16 protein-coding genes are annotated in these 18,778 nt (G+C 61.5%); 4 read left to right on the top strand and 12 right to left on the bottom strand.

All coding sequences use genetic code 11. The features are described from left to right. Positions 1–33 precede the first annotated feature (33 nt). Together AC3IP0_RS02370 and asd are read left to right on the top strand one after the other, a co-directional pair. Positions 34–849, top strand: a complete 816-nt coding sequence (locus tag AC3IP0_RS02370; protein WP_489326589.1) for a rhodanese-like domain-containing protein — start codon at positions 34–36, stop codon at positions 847–849. 18 nt (positions 850–867) lie between these two features. Then, a complete protein-coding gene (gene asd / locus AC3IP0_RS02365; RefSeq protein ID WP_489326587.1) occupies positions 868–1,728 on the top strand; it encodes an archaetidylserine decarboxylase in 861 nt (286 codons plus the stop codon). 122 nt (positions 1,729–1,850) lie between these two features. Here the strand turns inward: asd and serB are convergent, their stop codons facing one another. Continuing rightward, on the bottom strand, positions 1,851–3,065 hold the full coding sequence (serB, locus tag AC3IP0_RS02360; protein ID WP_489326585.1) for a phosphoserine phosphatase SerB: 1,215 nt from the start codon (positions 3,063–3,065) through the stop codon (positions 1,851–1,853). Positions 3,066–3,200: 135 nt separating this feature from the next. Here serB and AC3IP0_RS02355 point away from each other — a divergent pair, with 135 nt between their 5' ends. After that, on the top strand, positions 3,201–4,718 hold the full coding sequence (locus AC3IP0_RS02355; protein ID WP_489318105.1) for an AhpA/YtjB family protein: 1,518 nt from the start codon (positions 3,201–3,203) through the stop codon (positions 4,716–4,718). 271 nt (positions 4,719–4,989) lie between these two features. Here AC3IP0_RS02355 and AC3IP0_RS02350 read toward each other — a convergent pair whose 3' ends face one another. The 9 genes from AC3IP0_RS02350 to AC3IP0_RS02310 form a co-directional block, all read right to left on the bottom strand. Further along, on the bottom strand, positions 4,990–5,703 hold the full coding sequence (locus AC3IP0_RS02350; RefSeq protein WP_489318104.1) for a PqiC family protein: 714 nt from the start codon (positions 5,701–5,703) through the stop codon (positions 4,990–4,992). A gap of 175 nt (positions 5,704–5,878) precedes the next feature. Then, complete coding sequence (gene parC / locus AC3IP0_RS02345) at positions 5,879–8,146, bottom strand: DNA topoisomerase IV subunit A (protein ID WP_489318103.1); 2,268 nt, start codon at positions 8,144–8,146, stop codon at positions 5,879–5,881. A 7-nt stretch (positions 8,147–8,153) separates the two neighbouring features. After that, complete coding sequence (locus AC3IP0_RS02340; RefSeq protein ID WP_489318102.1) at positions 8,154–8,678, bottom strand: retropepsin-like aspartic protease family protein; 525 nt, start codon at positions 8,676–8,678, stop codon at positions 8,154–8,156. Then, positions 8,675–9,664: an esterase-like activity of phytase family protein gene (locus AC3IP0_RS02335; protein WP_489318101.1), complete on the bottom strand. Its 990-nt coding sequence runs from the start codon at positions 9,662–9,664 to the stop codon at positions 8,675–8,677. The genes AC3IP0_RS02340 and AC3IP0_RS02335 overlap by 4 nt, the downstream gene beginning before the upstream one ends. Then, positions 9,664–11,568, bottom strand: coding sequence for a DNA topoisomerase IV subunit B (gene parE, locus AC3IP0_RS02330; RefSeq protein ID WP_150754800.1), 1,905 nt, complete (start codon positions 11,566–11,568; stop codon positions 9,664–9,666). Before parE ends, AC3IP0_RS02335 begins: the two co-directional genes overlap by 1 nt. A gap of 50 nt (positions 11,569–11,618) precedes the next feature. Further along, entirely contained in the window at positions 11,619–12,227 is a 609-nt protein-coding gene (locus tag AC3IP0_RS02325) for a YqiA/YcfP family alpha/beta fold hydrolase (RefSeq protein WP_489318100.1), read from the bottom strand. A gap of 149 nt (positions 12,228–12,376) precedes the next feature. Next, on the bottom strand, positions 12,377–13,192 hold the full coding sequence (cpdA, locus tag AC3IP0_RS02320; RefSeq protein WP_489318099.1) for a 3',5'-cyclic-AMP phosphodiesterase: 816 nt from the start codon (positions 13,190–13,192) through the stop codon (positions 12,377–12,379). A gap of 112 nt (positions 13,193–13,304) precedes the next feature. After that, complete coding sequence (locus tag AC3IP0_RS02315; protein ID WP_007977461.1) at positions 13,305–13,757, bottom strand: DUF1249 domain-containing protein; 453 nt, start codon at positions 13,755–13,757, stop codon at positions 13,305–13,307. Further along, complete coding sequence (locus tag AC3IP0_RS02310; RefSeq protein ID WP_150754798.1) at positions 13,748–14,365, bottom strand: NUDIX domain-containing protein; 618 nt, start codon at positions 14,363–14,365, stop codon at positions 13,748–13,750. Before AC3IP0_RS02310 ends, AC3IP0_RS02315 begins: the two co-directional genes overlap by 10 nt. 225 nt (positions 14,366–14,590) lie before the next feature. Here AC3IP0_RS02310 and AC3IP0_RS02305 point away from each other — a divergent pair, with 225 nt between their 5' ends. Next, positions 14,591–15,337, top strand: coding sequence for an RsiV family protein (locus AC3IP0_RS02305; RefSeq protein ID WP_489326583.1), 747 nt, complete (start codon positions 14,591–14,593; stop codon positions 15,335–15,337). On the opposite strand, the gene cytX is transcribed toward AC3IP0_RS02305, so the two are convergent. Beyond that, positions 15,306–16,598 (bottom strand): putative hydroxymethylpyrimidine transporter CytX, encoded by a 1,293-nt coding sequence (gene cytX / locus AC3IP0_RS02300; protein WP_489318097.1) that lies wholly within the window; start codon positions 16,596–16,598, stop codon positions 15,306–15,308. The genes AC3IP0_RS02305 and cytX overlap by 32 nt on opposite strands. A 176-nt stretch (positions 16,599–16,774) precedes the next feature. Then, complete coding sequence (gene thiC, locus AC3IP0_RS02295) at positions 16,775–18,664, bottom strand: phosphomethylpyrimidine synthase ThiC (RefSeq protein WP_046039775.1); 1,890 nt, start codon at positions 18,662–18,664, stop codon at positions 16,775–16,777. Positions 18,665–18,778: the final 114 nt, after the last annotated feature.

Here is an 18,778-nt window from a genome sequence, read left to right as displayed (position 1 = left end):
ACAATCCTCCCTTTTGTGCTCTGGAGACCTCACATGTCTGACTTCTCTGGCTTGCCGCTGGTGATCGAGCCGAGCGACTTGCTCCCTCGCCTCGACGCCCGCGAACTGATTCTGGTGGACTTGACCAGTCCCGCCCGCTACGCCGAAGGGCACATTCCCGGCGCGCGCTTTGTCGATCCGAAACGCACGCAGCTCGGCCAGGCCCCCGCCCCGGGGCTGATGCCCCCGCAGGCAGCACTCGAAGCGCTGTTTGGTGAGCTGGGACACAACCCCGATGCGGTCTACGTGGTGTATGACGACGAAGGCGGCGGTTGGGCCGGGCGCTTCATCTGGCTGCTGGATGTCATCGGCCACAGCAAGTACCACTATGTCGACGGCGGCCTGACGGCCTGGCTGGCGGAAGGCTTGCCCATGTCGATCCAGATCCCGCCACACGTGGGCGGCCCGGTTCCACTGACCTTGCACGACGAACCCACCGCCACCCGCGAATACCTGCAGAGCCGTCTCGGCGCCTCCGACCTGGCAATCTGGGATGCACGCGGGCCGCTGGAGTACTCCGGCGAGAAAGTCCTGGCAGCCAAGGGCGGGCACATTCCCGGCGCGGTCAATTTCGAATGGACCGCGGGCATGGATCGGGCACGCCAGCTGCGCATCCGCACCGACATGCCGCAGATCCTCGAACAACTCGGGATCAGCAAAGACAAAGAAGTGATTACCCACTGCCAGACACACCATCGGTCTGGCTTCACCTATCTGGTGGCCAAGGCTCTCGGTTATCCGCGGGTCAAAGGCTACGCCGGCTCCTGGGGCGAATGGGGTAACCATCCCGATACCCCGGTAGAAATTTAAGATTTTTAAGGACCGTTAATGAACAAGCGTCTGTTTCTCCTCGGCCAGTACCTGCTGCCCCACAACCTGCTCTCGCGACTGGCCGGCTGCATCGCCGAATGCCGCGTGCGCTGGTTCAAGAATGCGTTCACCGTGTGGTTCGCCAAGCGCTATCAGGTGGACATGTCCCAGGCCCTGGTCGAAGACCTGACTGCCTACGAGCACTTCAACGCGTTCTTCACCCGTGCATTGAAAGACGGTGCCCGTCCGCTGGACGAGACCCCGGGCGCGATCCTCAGCCCCGCCGATGGTGCGATCAGCCAGCTCGGCCCGATCGAGCACGGCCGCGTGTTCCAGGCCAAGGGCCACAGCTTCAGCGTGCTGGAATTGTTGGGTGGCGATGCGGCAAACGCTGCGCCGTTCATGGGTGGCGACTTCGCGACCATCTACCTGTCGCCGAAGGACTACCACCGCGTGCACATGCCACTGGCCGGCACCCTGCGCGAGATGGTCTACATCCCGGGTCGTCTGTTCTCGGTCAACCAGACCACCGCTGAAAACGTTCCGGAACTGTTTGCCCGCAATGAGCGCGTGGCGTGCATTTTCGACACCGAGCGCGGGCCAATGGCCGTTGTGCTGGTGGGCGCGATGATCGTGGCGTCGATTGAAACCGTCTGGGCCGGTCTGGTCACGCCGCCGAAACGTGAGCTGAAAACCTTCCGCTACGACGAAGCCGCGCGCGCACCGATCCACCTGGAAAAAGGTGCGGAACTGGGTCGCTTCAAGCTGGGCTCGACCGCCGTCGTGCTGTTCGGGCCGGATCAAGTGAAGTGGGCTGAAGAAATGACCGCCGGTACTGCGGTGCAGATGGGCCAGGGCATGGGCTCACCAAAAGCCTGACCTGTATAGAGATCAAAATGTGGGAGCGAGCTTGCTCGCGATTGCATAGTGTCAGTCGACTTCTTCGTTGACTGATACACCGCAATCGCGAGCAAGCTCGCTCCCACATTTATTTGTGGTGCCTAGAGCTGCCCGTCGCGATCGCGGAAGCCCAGCAGGTACAGCACGCCATCCAGGCCCAGCGTCGAAATCGCCTGCTTGGCCGACTGTTTCACCAGCGGCTTGGCGCGGAACGCCACGCCCAACCCGGCAATCGCCAGCATCGGCAGGTCGTTGGCACCATCGCCGACCGCAATGGTCTGCTCCAGGCGCAAGCCTTCCTTGTGTGCCAGTTCCTTCAGCAAATCCGCCTTGCGCTGCGCATCGACAATCGGCTCGACCGCCACGCCGGTGACTTTGCCGTCGACCACTTCCAGTTCGTTGGCGAACACGTAGTCGATACCCAGCTTGGCCTGCAATTGCTTGGCGAAGTAAGTGAAACCGCCCGACAGAATCGCGGTCTTGTAGCCCAGGCGCTTGAGTTCGGCGAACAGGGTTTCAGCGCCTTCGGTCAGGCGCAGCGAGGCGCCGATGGAGTCCAGCACATTGACGTCCAGCCCTTTGAGCAAGGCCAGACGCTCTTTGAAACTGGCACGGAAATCCAGCTCACCGGCCATCGCCCGTTCGGTGATTTCCGAGACCTTCTCACCCACGCCAGCCGCCTTGGCCAGTTCATCGATCACTTCGGCTTCGATCAGCGTTGAGTCCATATCGAACACCGCCAGGCGACGGTTGCGACGGAACAGCGAATCTTCCTGGAAGGCGATGTCGACGTTCAGTTCCTGGGCGACGCTGAGGAATTCGGCACGCAGCGCCTGCGGATCAGCCGCTTCGCCGCGCACGGAAAACTCGATGCAGCCCTTGCCCTTGTCGGCCGGAGTGTCCAGCGGCATGCGTCCGGACAGGCGATCGATGTGGTCGATATTCAGGCCATATTTGGCGGTGATCGAGCTCACGGCCTGCAACTGCCCGGCTGTCACCTTGCGAGTCAACAGGGTCACGATGTGGCGTTTTTTGCCCTGGTTGCCGACCCACTGCTGGTAATCCACTTCGGACACCGGAGTGAAACGCACCTGTTGATCGAGCTCATAGCCCTTGAACAGGATGTCCTTGAGCACAGACTTGCCTTGCTCGGTGTCGGGAATTTCAACCAGGATGCCGAACGACAAGGTGTCGTGGATCACCGCCTGACCGATGTCGAGAATGTTCACACCACCCTGGGCCAGAACGCCGGTAATGGCCGCAGTCAGACCCGGACGGTCGACTCCCGTGATGTTTATCAGGACGATTTCGCGCAAGGCGCACCCCCGCAGGTGGAAAAAAACCGCATTCTACCCACTTTCAGTGACCATCGGGCACCGTGAGCGCTTTGACGGTCTAGGGCCTGTCGCTATACTGCGCGTCAACTCCACGGACAAAAGAGCCGAGCTCAAGTGAACCGGCCTACGCCAGTAAAAACCGACAACTTCTTCCTGCTGATCTTCCGGGCACTGCGCCACCGCCGTGTACCGATTGCATTGCGCATCGCCAGCCATAACGTGATCCTGGTCGCCCTGGCCCTGGTCATCTATGCCGGTGTGATGGGCTTGCAGTTCAAGCAGGCCATGCACGAGCAGGCGGATGCGCTGGGCGAAAGCCTGACCACGCAGACGGCCACCTCGGCCACCGAGCTGTTGGTGTCCAACGACATCCTCAGCCTCAATGTGCTGCTCAATAACCTGACCAAGAACAAGCTGGTGGCCCACGCCGCCATTTACAGCCCGGACAACCGCATTCTTGCCGAATCCGGCCAGCGCCCCAAGCATGGCCTGCTGGGCGAAGCCGAGGGCATGTACCAGAGCAAGATCACCTTCCAGGACGTGACTGCCGGGCAATTGCGCATCAGCCTGGACATGGACCAGTTCCAGCAGCCGATGACCATCAGCCTGCAAAGCATGGGCATTCTGAGTGCCATCCTGCTGGCCCTGTCCCTGGCCCTGAGCCTGCGCATGGGGCGTTATCTCTCCACGCCGCTGCTGCAATTGCGGGTGTGGCTGCGCAATATCGATGAATACACCCCGGCCACCGACCGCCAGGACGAAATCGGCGACCTGGCGCGCCAGCTGCACGCCAACTTCGCCCCGGAGCCCGCCCCCGTGCCGGAACCAGAGCCGGAATTCGACGACGTCGATGACGAAACCGACCCGGCCTTCGAAGTCCGTAACCTGCGCGACCCGAGTTTCGACGAGAGCCGCCCGGTAGCGGCGCTCAAGCCAGCGCCACGGCAAACCGTCAGCACTGTCGAAGACGACGATGATGAAGACCCGTTCGCCGATCTGCGCGACGAGTCGCTGGACAGCAACCCACAACCGGTGATTCGCAAGGCCACGCCGAGCGTGCCGCAACACAGCGCGGTGCTGGCAGTGCAACTGGGCTCCCAGGAGCAACTGCGACGCCTGCCGCGGGCGCGTCTTGAAGAACTGCTCGAACGCTATCGCGATTGCCTCGATCAGGCCGCTTCGCTGTATCAAGGCGAAGTGGAGACATTGAACGACGGCAGCACGCTGATGCTGTTCCACACCGAAGACAGCGGCGACGATTACCTGACCAATGCCATTTGCTGTGGCGAGCTGCTGCGGGCTCTGGGCCATCAGTTGCAGATCGAAGTCGCGGACAGCGGCATCACCCTGCAATTGCAGCTGGGCCTGACCCTGGGCGACGAACTGTTCGGCCTGAGCCAGATCGACCTGCTGCTGACCGACCCCGCCCAGGACGCCCTGGCCCTGTCGCAACACAGCCGCAACCTGCTGCTGGTGGAGCGCAAGATCAGTGACGACGCCTTGATCCGCCAACGCGCGCGGATCCGTCCGATTGCCAGCCCTGAGGGGGCGTGCTGCGTGGAACGGTTGATGGAGCCATATCCATCGATGCTGGAACGGCAATTGGCGCGGATGCACGAGCGCCGCGCGTAGGAGCTGCCGAAGGCTGCGATCTTTTAGCCTTTAAACCTGGAAGCCCGCAGATGAGTGATCGTCTGCAGGCTTTTTTGTAGCCTGCTCTGGCCTCATCGCGAGCAAGCCCGCTCCCACATTGGTCTCTGTGAATACAATTCTTGCGTACGACCGCGCCCCCTGTGGGAGCGGGCTTGCCCGCGAAGAGGCTGGAACTGACGCCAGATATCTCCAACCTGCAGAAACAACAAAGCCCGCATCAATGCGGGCTTTGTTTCAAATCCATCCAGGCTTAGAAGCGGAACACTTCCATATCCGTACGAATCGGCGCGGCCATCGGGATCTTCGGCTGCTTTTCCTGTTCTACCGCAGGTGCTGCCGCCTTGGCTGCCGGCTTGCGCGGGACTTCGGCGATCGGCGGCTGATTGGCCAGCGGCTTGAGCGCCACCGACAGCTGTTCAGCCAGGCGCTGCAACAACACGCCCTGTGCCTGGACCTGAGCCGCCGTGGTACCGGCATGCTGTTCCTGCAAATGGATGATGCGGTTGTCGCGGACCTGCCCGCGACGGTCGATCAGGCGCCATTGCGCGTCGAGGATCGCCGGCTGTTTTTCACCCGAATCCAGGCGCGTGATGGTCAGCAGCACCTGAACATCCGGGGTGAAGCCCACTGTCGCCGGAGCCAGCACTACGCGCTGGCTGTCCAGGCGGCCTGCGACCTGACGCAGCAGCAGCTGATCGATATCCGACGAAAGGCTGCCAGCCCAACGACCGTCGGTCGAGGCTTGCAGGCTGCCATCCGGCTGACGCTGCAACAGGGTTTCGCGTTGCAGGTAGTCGGCCACGGTGACCGGTCCCAACAATACCGCCATGCCCGCGTTCTGTGCGGGCTGAACCGGACTACCAGCGTCCAGCTGATACAGCGACACCGGTTGGTGAACGCTGCAACCCGCCAGGCCAAGAACGCCGGCGAGCAAAAGAATAAAAGGAAGGCGCAGAGCAGTCATCGTCCCATCCAGGTGATCGCTAAAAGGCTGACCACAGTGAAAATACTCAATAAATGTGAAGAACGCGCGGCAATGCCGGCGCTTGAAAGGCCATATCATCCGTGAATATGCGTTCCGACTCCAGCGCAAAGCGCCGAACTACGGGTTAAATCGTAGATCGGCGCTTCTAAGTCGCCTAATTGAGGTTTTCGACGAGCAGCGCATCGACCCTCTGGAAGCCACGCGGCAACTTGTTGCCACGACGGCCACGTTCACCCTTGTAGTGTTCGAGGTCGTCTGCTTTCAGTGACAAGGTACGTTTACCGGCCTGCAACACCAGTGTTGCACCGTCCGGCAATACGGCGATGTCCGTCACATACTCTTCACGACTGGCCACTCGCTCACCGGGAATCCCGATGATCTTGTTGCCTTTGCCTTTACCTAATTGTGGCAGGTCGCTGATTTTGAAGATCAGCAGGCGACCTTCGGTCGTCACCGACGCCAGCCAGTTCTGCTCACGATCGGCCACAGGGCGCGGCAGCATGACCTTGGCGTTGTTCGGCAGGCTCAGCAGCGCCTTGCCCGCCTTGTTCTTGGCCTGCAGGTCTTCACCCTTGACCACGAAACCGTAGCCAGCGTCGGAGGCGATCACATACAGCGCATCGTCTTCCGGCATCAGCACGCATTCGAAACTCGCCCCTGGCGGCGGCGTCAGGCGACCGGTCAGTGGTTCGCCCTGGCCACGGGCGGACGGCAAGGTGTGGGCGGCCACCGAATAACTGCGGCCGGTGGAGTCGATAAACACGGCAAACTGGTTGGAGCGCCCGGCTGCCAGCGCCTTGAAACCGTCCCCGGCCTTGTAGGAAAGCCCGGTGGCGTCGATCTCGTGGCCTTTGCCGGAGCGAATCCAGCCTTTTTCCGACAGCACCACCGTCACTTTCTCGTTCGGCAGCAGATCGTGCTCGGTCAGGGCCTTGGCTTCGGCGCGCTCGACGATAGGCGACCGGCGGTCATCACCGTAGGTTTCAGCGTCCTTGATCAGTTCGCTGCGCACCAGTTTTTTCAACTTGGCTTCGCTGCTGAGCAGGGCTTGCAGCTTGGCTTGTTCCTTGAGCAGTTCATCCTGCTCGGCACGCAGCTTCATCTCTTCCAGGCGCGCCAACTGACGCAGACGGGTGTCGAGGATGTAGTCGGCCTGGATTTCACTCAGGGCAAAACGCTCGATCAGCGCGGCTTTCGGATGCTCCTCGGTACGGATGATGTGGATCACTTCATCCAGGTTGAGGTAGGCAATCAACAAACCGTCCAACAGGTGCAGGCGACGCTCGACCTTGTCGAGGCGGAATTGCAGGCGACGACGCACGGTCTGCACCCGGAACTCCAGCCATTCGACCAGCAGCGCCCGCAGGTTCTTCAGCTGCGGCTTGCCGTCCAGGCCGATGATGTTGATGTTGACCCGATAGCTCGACTCCAGCTCGGTGCTGGCGAACAGGTGCTGCATCAGCGCATCGTGGTCGAAGTTTTTCCGCGCCCCCGGAATGATCACGATCCGGCACGGGTTTTCGTGGTCGGATTCGTCACGCAGGTCGGCGATTTGCGGGGCCTTGGACGGCTTGGCCTGCATCATCGCGGCGATCTGTTCCAGCACCTTGGCGCCCGAGACCTGATGCGGCAGCGCAGTAACGATGATGTCGCCGTCTTCGATGTGATACACGGCGCGCATGCGCACAGAACCGCGACCGGTTTCGTAGATTTTCAGCAGGTCGGCGCGCGGGGTGATGATTTCCGCTTCGGTCGGGTAGTCCGGGCCCTGGATGTGTTCACAAAGCTGTTCGACCGTGGCCTTGGGCTCATCGAGCAAACGCACGCACGCCGTGGCGACTTCCCGCAGGTTGTGCGGCGGAACGTCGGTGGCCATGCCCACGGCGATACCGGTGGTGCCGTTGAGCAGAATGTTCGGCAGACGGGCCGGCAAGACCAGCGGCTCGTCCAGCGTGCCGTCGAAGTTCGGGCCCCAGTCCGCCGTGCCCTGGCCCAGCTCGCTGAGCAGCACTTCGGAATAACGCGACAGCCGCGCTTCGGTGTAACGCATGGCGGCGAAGGACTTGGGATCATCCGGCGCACCCCAGTTGCCCTGGCCGTCGACCAGCGTGTAGCGATAGCTGAACGGCTGGGCCATCAGCACCATGGCTTCGTAGCAGGCCGAATCGCCGTGGGGGTGGAACTTGCCGAGCACGTCACCGACGGTACGCGCCGATTTCTTGTGCTTGGAATCGGCGTCCAGCCCCAACTCGCTCATCGCATAAATGATGCGGCGCTGTACAGGTTTCAGGCCGTCGCCGATATGCGGCAAGGCACGGTCCATGATCACGTACATGGAGTAGTTGAGGTAGGCATTTTCGGTGAAGTCAGCCAGTGACCGGCGTTCTACACCGTCCAGGCTGAGATCAAGGGAGTCGCTCATGCGGGCCTCATCGGTTCGTTGTCTGGCGCAGCAGCATGGTGCCACCGCGCTGGGTAAATTCAAGTTTGTTCAGTGCGCTCATGCCGAGCAACACCTGATCGCCATGCAGCCCCGGGGCCACCAGTGCGCGTACATCCCGCAGCACGATGTCGCCCAGTTGCAGGCGTTCGATACGGGTGCGATAGCCCTGGCTCAGGCCATTGGCCGTGCTCAGGGTCACGCCGAATCCTTCTTCGAGCTTCAAGCGCTTGGCCAGGCCCGCCGGAATCGACACATCGGTCGCCCCGGTATCGAGCATGAAGTCCACCGACTGGCCGTTGATCAGGCCGCTGGCGACGAAATGCCCCTGAGCGTTGCTCACCAGTTTCACCTCGATGAAACCTTCGCCCTGCTCCGAGCTGACCACCACATTCGGATTTTGCTGACGCGCTTCCCACTGGGCGAAAAATCGCGTGGCCAGAAATAGTGCCGCACACCAGGCCAGCACCATGAACACCCGGCCGATACGCTGCCCCGGGCGTTGTTGTCTCATGGCTTGGCACTCCAGCCACCTTCCGGTGCAGCGAAGCGCCAGACCACCGGGCGGACTTCGCCATCGGCGCGCGCGCCGAAGTTATTGTCGACACCGATCCAGGCGCCATCGGCATCCACGATCAACGCTTCTTCCAGCCCGTAATTCTGTGAATAACGACGGTTTTCCTGCAACAACTCGGCAGCGTACGACCAGCAGCGCTCGACCTTGGCCGTCTGCGCATCCCGGCGGCAGATCTGGAAGGCATTGCGTTCAAGGGTGAACAGCTTGCCGTTGAACAGCGACAGGTCAGAAAAATCCCGCGGGACAGGCTTGGCATGGGGAAACTGCTCGGGCTGCATTTCCATGCCCGCCTCGCTCAGCAGCACGCAACCACCGTCGCAATCCCACAGGGTCTGCTTGCGCTTGATCATCAGCAGTCCGCGGCCTTGACGCTCGGCGGCGAGCCACATCTTATCGCCCGCCGGATTGATCGCCAGCCCTTCGAACAGCGCATTGAATTGCAACAGCAGGCCTCTGGCCCGTGCCTCGCGAACCATCATCGGCGAAATTTTCAGCCAGGTGGCAGGCCCCGCTGGCGGCACTTGCAAGACAGCGGCATGACCTTCGCTGACGATGTAGCGATTGCCGGCGCTGTCGCAGGTGATGCCTTCGAAGTCCAGATCCCCGCCACGCACGAACGAAGCCCCCCAGACGCGAGACTTCAAGCCCCAGGGCAAACCACTGTCAGGCACCGGCGGTACGTCGATGTGCACCGTTTCGGCTTGCCACACAGATTCGCGGGTATCGAGGCGGTAGATCTGGTCATCGTCGCGGTCGGAAACCGCCCACAGGTCATTGCCGCACTGCGTCAGCCCGGACAGGTTGCCACCGGGCATGCCGTCGATGACATGCCCGGACAACACGCGCAGCTGTGGCGCCGGCTCGGCAAATACCGTAATCGACGTCAGCAGCAACCCACAGGCCAGGGCAAAGCCCAGACGCATCAGCCCAGCACCTCGGCCAGGTTGCCCTTGGACTCCAGCCAGGTCTTGCGGTCACCGGCGCGTTTCTTCGCCAGCAGCATGTCCATCATTTCCGAGGTGGCCTCGAAATCTTCCAGGGTCAACTGCACCAGACGCCGGGTGTTCGGGTCCATGGTGGTCTCGCGCAGCTGCGGCGGGTTCATTTCGCCCAGCCCCTTGAATCGGGTGACCTGCGGCTTGCCGCGCTTCTTCTCGGCCACCAGGCGATCGAGGATGCCATCGCGCTCGGCTTCATCGAGGGCGTAGTAGATTTCTTTGCCCAGGTCGATGCGGTACAACGGCGGCATCGCGACGTAGACGTGACCGGCATCCACCAACGGGCGGAAATGCTGGACGAACAAGGCGCAGAGCAAGGTTGCGATGTGCAGGCCGTCGGAGTCGGCGTCGGCGAGGATGCAGATCTTGCCGTAGCGCAGCTGGCTCATGTCCGCCGCGCCCGGATCGACGCCGATGGCCACGGCAATGTTGTGCACTTCCTGACTGGCCAGCACTTCGCTGCCGTCGACTTCCCAGGTGTTGAGGATCTTGCCGCGCAACGGCAGGATCGCCTGGAATTCCTTGTCCCGCGCTTGCTTGGCGGAACCGCCGGCGGAATCACCTTCCACCAGGAACAGTTCGGAACGCATCGGGTCCTGCCCGGCACAGTCGGCCAGCTTGCCCGGCAGCGCCGGGCCTTGGGTAATGCGCTTGCGCTCGACCTTCTTGCTGGCCTTGAGGCGACGGCCGGCGTTGTTGATCGCCAGTTCCGCCAGCAGCATGCCGGTTTCCGGGTTGGCATTGAGCCACAGGCTGAACGCATCCTTGACCACACCGGAGACAAACGCCGCCGCTTCACGGGAAGACAGCCGCTCCTTGGTCTGTCCGGAGAATTGCGGTTCCTGCATCTTCATCGACAGCACGAAGGCGATGCGCTCCCAAACGTCTTCCGGCGCCAGCTTAACGCCGCGCGGCAACAGGCTGCGGAACTCGCAGAACTCGCGCATCGCATCGAGCAGGCCCTGACGCAGACCGTTGACGTGGGTACCGCCCTGAGCCGTCGGGATCAGGTTGACGTAGCTTTCCTGCACCGCATCGCCGCCTTCCGGCAGCCACAGCAGCGCCCAATCCACGGCTTCCTTGTTACCGGCAAAAGCGCCGCAGAACGGTTCGTTCGGCAGGCGCTCGAATTCGCTGACCGCGTCGACCAAATAGGAACGCAGGCCGTCTTCGTAATGCCATTCGACTTTCTCGCCGGTGGCCTTGTCTTCAAAGCTGACCAGCAACCCCGGACACAACACGGCCTTGGCCTTGAGCACATGCTTGAGGCGGCTGATGGAGAATTTCGGGGAGTCGAAGTATTTCGGATCCGGCGCGAAGAACACGCTGGTGCCGGTGTTGCGCTTGCCGACCGTACCGACGACTTCCAGCTCGGTGGCCTTGTAGCCATCCTTGAAGGTCATCTGGTATTCGTTGCCGTCACGCTTTACACGCACCCGCACTTCGGTGGACAAGGCGTTGACCACGGAAATACCCACCCCGTGCAGACCGCCGGAGAACTGGTAGTTCTTGTTGGAAAACTTGCCACCGGCATGCAGCTTGGTGAGGATCAACTCGACGCCCGAAACACCTTCCTCGGGGTGAATGTCCACCGGCATGCCACGGCCGTCGTCGCTGACTTCCACGGAATGGTCGGCATGCAGGATCACCTGTACCGATGTGGCATGCCCGGCCAAGGCTTCGTCGACACTGTTGTCGATGACTTCCTGGGCAAGGTGGTTCGGCCGACTGGTGTCGGTGTACATGCCGGGGCGTTTGCGCACCGGGTCGAGGCCCGAGAGGACTTCGATGGCGTCTGCGTTATAAGAGCTAGCGCTGGGAGTGGCCATGGGGTCTCGTCGTCAGTGTTCGGTGAAAAAAGAATTCATGGGGCTATCGCTCACAATGCGGTGAAATCGATTGCCTGATACAAATCGGCGCCAATGCCGGCAAAACTCAACATGGCCGGCAGTCGTGTGGCAAAACCCTGGAAACTGTGGTCGCCGCCGGCCTGGATACGCAAGGCGCATGCCCGGTAATACTGCTGGGCGAGGCGATAGTCCAGCGTTTCGTCAGCTGTCTGCAACCATACCTGATAACGCTGTGGATCCTGGGGCGCAGGCACTTCCAGTTCGGCCAGGGCCGTCACGTGGTCGTGGGTCATTTCCCAGGTCTCTTCGGTATACAGGTTTTTCTGCGTCCCCAGAAAGCCGTCGAACATCCGGTGCGGGCTGACGGCAGGGTTGATCAACAGGGCATTCAAGCCAAGGCGCTCGGCCAGGTGAGTGGCATAGTAGCCGCCGAGCGAGCTGCCGACCAGCAGTGGCCGTCCCAGCTCGGCAATCGCCTGCTCCAGCTGCTCGATAGCCTGGCGCGGGTGATGGTGCAATGCCGGAATACGCAAGTGTTCGCTCAGGCCCAGACGTTCCATCACCTCGACCAACTGACAGGCCTTCTTCGACAACGGCGAGCTGTTGAAGCCGTGGATATAAAGGATCGAACCGGACATTTGAGCTCCCTGTGCGTCGGCTAAAAAGCCGCAGTTTACTGTAGGAGCTGTCGAGTGCAACGAGGCTGCGATCTTTTGACTTTGTTTCTTGAAAGCAAGATCAAAAGATCGCAGCCTCGTTGCACTCGACAGCTCCTACAAGGGATTTATCAGTAGCCGTTGGAACCGTAATCCACAGTGAAATCAAACCCGGTAACCCGCTCCACACCGGTTTCCAGCCGCCCGTCGGGCAGCAGTCGCAGCCAGCGATAGCCCGGCGCCTGTTCCCCGACCTTGAAATCCTCGCTCCCCGGCTCGAACTGGATGCAGGTCGAGGGCGAAGCAATCAACCGCACGCCGTTGCGCATCTGGTCGATTTCCTGGTGCACATGCCCCCACAACACCGCGCGCACCTGCTCGAAGCGGTCCAGCACGGCGAACAGCGCCTCGGGATTGCGCAAGCCAATCGGTTCCATCCATGCACAACCGATGGACACCGGGTGATGGTGGAAGCACACCAGATGATGGCGTTCCGGCGCTTCGCTCAACGAGCGGACGAGCAACTGCAGCTGCTCATCCTGCAAATAACCCGGCACCGAGCCTGGTACCGCCGAATCGAGCAAGGTGACCCGCCAGTTGCCGATATCCACCACCGGCTCGAGCAAAGCGCTCTGCACCGCCGCTTCGGCCATGATCTGCGGCTCATCGTGATTGCCGGGAATCCAGCGCGCCGGCGCATCGAGCTGGCGCGTCATGTCGCGAAACTGCTGGTAGGACTCCAGCGTCCCGTCCTGGGACAGATCACCCGTGGCCAGGATCAAGTCAATCCGCGGCTGTTGCGCGTGCACCAGCTCGATGACCTTTTGCAAGCTGTCGCGGGTGTTCATGCCCAGCAACGCGCCGTCCGCTTCGGCAAACAGGTGGCTGTCGGAGAGTTGCACCAGCAACGCCGGATCGGCGGTGGTCAATGTGGATACGCTCGGCAAGGCGTTCTCCCAGGGCGTGATCACGGGGATGGATAAGTGCCGCAATTATGCTGGGGGATGATCGAAAGGGGAAACCTGTGAACCTGACGCAGTTCACAACTGCAGTTCAGAATTAACGTACCACTTCGTACTCATGCCCCAGCGCCAGGCAATGGCTCAGCCATTCGCCCAGAAACATGTTCAGCTGGGCCTTTTCGTCCGGCTGGTGCATCGAGGCGTTCGGGTAAGGATAGATGCCGCGAAAGCGTCGTGCATGTTCGGCGCTGACCACTTCGGCCATGCGCGCGTCGTGATAGACCTGCACTTCCAGTTGCGGCACCGGCAGCCAGGGCAGGCTGTGTTCCTGCCGCACTTGCAGGGTCGTGGTGTAAGGACAGGTCAGCAGCACTTCCAGCGCCAGCACGCCGAGCATCTGGTCGCCATGGGTCACGGCGATGCGCCGCGCGGCTGGCTCGCTGCGCATGTCCGGCAGCAGTCGCATCAGGCGCGCGTAGTTCGCCTCGCAGGACGCTTGCAGCCCCACCAGGTCCACCCGATAGCGATCGCGCAGCTTGTTTACGACCATAGCCCCCTCACTTCAACGCGGTTCAAAGCCAGCCATTGCAAGGCAATGATGCTCGCCGCGTTGGCAATACGCCCGTCGCGCACGGCTTGCAAGGCATCTTCGAAAGCCCAGACCGTGACGCGGATGTCTTCTGCCTCTTCCTCCAGCCCATGCAGGCCGCCAACCCCGGTAGTGTCGCAACGCCCCAGGTACAGATGCACGAATTCGTTGCTGCCGCCCGGCGATGGAAAGTATTTGGTCATCGGCCAGAGCGCCCCGATTTCAAGCCCAGCTTCCTCCTGCGCCTCGCGGTGAGCAACTGCTTCCGGCACTTCATCCTTGTCGATCAGACCAGCGACCAGTTCGATCAGCCACGGGTTATCGGTCTTGTCCATGGCACCGACGCGAAATTGCTCTATCAGCACCACTTCATCGCGCTGCGGATCGTAAGGCAGCATGCATACCGCGTCATGGCGAACGAACACTTCGCGATTGATCTCGCGGCTCATGCCCCCGGCGAACAATTCGTGGCGCAAGTGCACGCGTTCGAGTTTGTAGAAGCCCTCGTAGCACTTTTCGCGCCGCACGATATCAACGGCGGTCGGAATGGCGTTGGCAAAATCCGTCATGACTATCCTCTTTTACTGCAAATCCTGTTCGAGGTTGCTTTTTTCCTGGGCCTCGACTTCGCGCCATCCTAACGCGCCCGTGACGTTTGATGCAGCCCCTTTCCCGTCAGCGGGATGGACGGTGAGGGCGAAACCCACTCTAATTAGCTTAGTGGCGAACTGACTGCTTTGTTGAGAGTCGAAGCCGGTAACTTTTTGCCTTCCCCTGTTTCAGAAAGGACGCTCATGTCGCTTTTCAAAATCGCCTCCGTGGCCGCTATCGCCCTGACCCTGGGCGCTTGCGCGAGCCTGTTCCAGCCCAACTACCGGACGCCGCTGGAAACCACCCGCGACGCCTCCGAGCAACTCAAGCCCGGTTGCAGCAACCCGGATTGTCCGCTGGTCAACATCGACACCCTGCACTTTGCGGACGAGCCGGCACTGGACGGCATCATCGAAAAGCGCCTGCTGCAAATGACCCGCACCTCGCCCGACGCGCCTGTCGCCCCGACCCTGGCGGCCTATCGCGAGGAGTTTTTGCGCACCGCCGGTCCGCGCTTCAGCAGCTATCTGCAGGCGAAGGTACGTGAGCAGCATGACGGATTGGTGATCGTCGAATTGTCCAGTTACCTGGACACCGGCGGTGCCCATGGCACCCCAGGTCGAGGTTTCATCAACTATTCGCGCCAGCAGCATAAAGTGCTGACGTTGTCGGACATGCTGGTGCCAGGGCAGGAAGACGCGTTCTGGAAAGCCGCGCAAGTGGCGCACAACAGCTGGTTGATCAGCACCAAGCTCGATCAGGAACCGGAGTTCGTGAAGAGCTGGCCGTTCCTGAAAACCCAGAACGTGGCGCTGACCTACGGTGGGGTGATCCTCAAGTACGAAACCAGCACCATCGCGCCTTACGCGCTGGGCCATGTCGAACTGAAGATCCCCTACCCTCGCCTGAACGGCATCATCAAGCCGGAGCTGTTTCCCGGCCGTAACTGAAGGCCCGGCCCAGCACTAGCTGGAGCAACCCTGCCACTACCAGTGCCGGCAGGGTTGCGCCGATATCCGGATACAGGTTGGCCAACAAGTGATAGGTGCTGACCCCGCCCAGCCAGGCGAGCAGCGCCGGCCAGCGCAATGCGGCCGAGGCCGCCTGGGCGCTGCGCTTGCGCAGGATGAAGTGGTCCACCAGCACCACGCCGAACAACGGTGCAAACACCGAACCGATCAGCAGCAGGAAGTTCTGGTACTGGGCCAACGGCGCCAGCAAGGCAATCAGCGTGCAGATGACGCCGATGGCCAGGGCCAGGTGCTCGACTTTGGCGCGCAACAGAATCCCGCTGGACACCGCTGCCGAGTGAATATCGGCAAAGGCGTTTTCCGATTCATCCAGCAGAATCAGCAGCAGCGGAATCCCCAGGCCGGCACCGGCCAGCGCCAACAGCAAGGCATTGACTTCACCGCTCGGCGCGAACGCCAGGGTGTAGGCCACACCCAGGCTCATCAGCCAGAAATTACCGATGAAGAAACCGATGGCGGTGCCACCGAAGACGTTTTTCGCCCGTTTGCCGAAGCGCGAGTAGTCGGCGATCAGCGGCAACCACGAGAGCGGCATGGCAATGGCGATGTCGAAACCCACGGCGAACGGCATCGAACCGTCACCGGCCTGGGCCCACAATGCGGCCAGGTCAGCCTTGGCGAACAGGTTCCAGGTCAGCCAGATGCACGCGGCCAGCAGCAGCCAGATGCCCCATTTGCGCAGGATCTGCCGGACGAAAGTCAGCGGACCGCTGACGGCCAGCAAGGTCGCCAGTGCGCCGAAAAACAGCGTCCACATTATCGGATTAGACAGCCAGCTACCGTCGCTGAACGCCTTTGCGCCCAGCAGGCTGGCGGCATCGCGCATGACGATGATTTCGAACGAGCCCCAGCCGATCAGTTGCAGCAGGTTCAGCACCGCCGGCAGGCTCGCGCCTTTGGCACCGAGGCTGAGCTTGAGCGCAGCCATCGACGACAGGCCGGTGTCGCTGCCAATCACGCCAACGGCTGCCAGCAGCAGAACGCCGACCAGGGTACCGAGGAAAATTGCCAGCAGCGAACCGGACAGGCCCAGGCCTGGCGCGAGCAATGCGCCGGTCTGCAACACCATCAGGCCGATGCCGAGGGAGAACCACAGGGAAAACAGGTCGCGACCGCCAAAGACACGCTTGTCGATCGGCACCGCAATGTCGGGTGAGTACGTGCTGGGTTGAATGCTCAAGGGTGTTATCTCAGAGGGACACATTTTGTTATTGGGAGTTTCGGTGTCTGAACTGGCGCTTTCGCGAGCAAGCCCGCTCCCACAGTTGACCGAGTTGTCCGGGCGGACGCGGTCTAATGTGGGAGCGGGCTTGCTCGCGAAGACGGCACCAAAGGCACCGTCAATCCCGGGTCAGATCAAACTTTCTGGTAAAGCTGACTGCCTTCCTGCTTGAAGCGCTCAGCCTGTTCGGCCATGCCCTGGGCGACGTCCACGTCGACCGCTTCGATCCGTTGGTTGGCCGCATACTCGCGGACTTCCTGGGTGATCTTCATCGAGCAGAATTTCGGCCCGCACATCGAGCAGAAATGCGCGACCTTGGCCGAATCCTTCGGCAGGGTTTCATCGTGATACGAACGCGCGGTGTCCGGATCCAGGCCCAGGTTGAACTGGTCTTCCCAGCGGAATTCGAAACGCGCCTTGCTCAAGGCATTGTCGCGGATCTGTGCGCCCGGGTGCCCCTTCGCCAGATCGGCGGCATGCGCGGCGATCTTGTAGGTGATGATCCCGGTCTTGACGTCATCCTTGTTCGGCAGGCCCAGGTGCTCCTTCGGCGTCACGTAGCAGAGCATCGCGCAACCGAACCAGCCGATCATCGCCGCACCGATGCCGGAGGTGATGTGGTCGTAGCCCGGCGCGATGTCGGTGGTCAGCGGGCCGAGGGTGTAGAACGGCGCCTCGTCGCAGCACTCCAGCTGCTTGTCCATGTTCTCTTTGATCAACTGCATTGGCACGTGGCCCGGGCCTTCGATCATGCACTGCACGTCGTGCTTCCAGGCAATCTTGGTCAGCTCGCCGAGGGTTTCCAGCTCGCCGAACTGCGCTTCGTCGTTGGCGTCGGCAATCGAACCCGGACGCAGGCCATCGCCCAGCGAGAAGCTGACGTCGTAGGCCTTCATGATTTCGCAGATGTCTTCGAAATGGGTGTAGAGGAAGTTCTCTTTGTGGTGCGCCAGGCACCACTTGGCCATGATCGAACCGCCACGGGAGACGATGCCGGTCACGCGCTTGGCGGTCATCGGCACGTAGCGCAACAGCACGCCGGCGTGAATGGTGAAGTAGTCGACGCCCTGCTCGGCCTGCTCGATCAGCGTGTCGCGGAACAGCTCCCAGGTCAGGTCTTCGGCCGCGCCGCCGACTTTTTCCAGGGCCTGGTAGATCGGCACCGTACCGATCGGCACCGGCGAGTTACGGATGATCCACTCGCGGGTTTCGTGGATGTGCTTGCCGGTGGACAGGTCCATGACCGTGTCCGAACCCCAGCGAATGCCCCAGGTCAGTTTCGCCACTTCTTCTTCGATGGACGAACCCAGTGCGCTGTTGCCGATGTTGCCGTTGATCTTCACCAGGAAGTTACGGCCGATGATCATCGGTTCCAGTTCGGTGTGGTTGATGTTGGCCGGAATGATCGCGCGGCCACGGGCGATTTCGTCACGGACGAATTCGGGGGTGATGATTTTCGGCACACTGGCGCCGAAGCTGTGGCCGGCGTGTTGCTGGTCCAGCAGGCCGGCGGCACGGGCCACTTCCAGCTTCATGTTTTCGCGGATGGCGACGTATTCCATCTCGGCGGTGATGATGCCTTGGCGCGCGTAGTGCATCTGGCTGACGTTGGCACCCGGCTTGGCGCGGCGCGGGTTGTTGACGTGGGCGAAGCGCAGCTTGGTCAGCTCCGGATCGGCAAGGCGCTCCTGGCCGAAATTCGAACTCAGGCCGCTCAGGCGCTCGGTATCGCCACGGGATTCGATCCACGGCGAACGCACGTCGGCCAGGCCTTTGCGCACATCGATGATGACATTGGGGTCGGTGTAAGGGCCTGAGGTGTCATACACCACTACCGGTGCGTTGACCTCGCCGCCGAAGTCGGTCGGCGTTACGTCCAGGCTGATTTCGCGCATCGGCACGAGGATGTCCGGGCGAGTGCCCTGAACATAGATTTTTTGCGAGCGGGTAAACGGCTGCACCGATTGCTGATCGACCTTGGCCGAGTCACTCAGGTTGGTGGCGATTTTTGCTTTTGTAGTCATCACGGGCTCTCCAGACACACATCCAGGCAGTGGATTTTTGTCGGAGCGAACCTGTAAACGAATGGACGCACGGGCGCTGGGAAATCCAGCTGTGCTGTGCTCAGTGCTCGAGGG

Source organism: Pseudomonas sp. GL_103, from assembly GCF_057835175.1.
The sequence above is the reverse complement of the archived record's forward strand: the minus strand, read 5'-3'. Positions and strand labels throughout refer to the sequence as shown.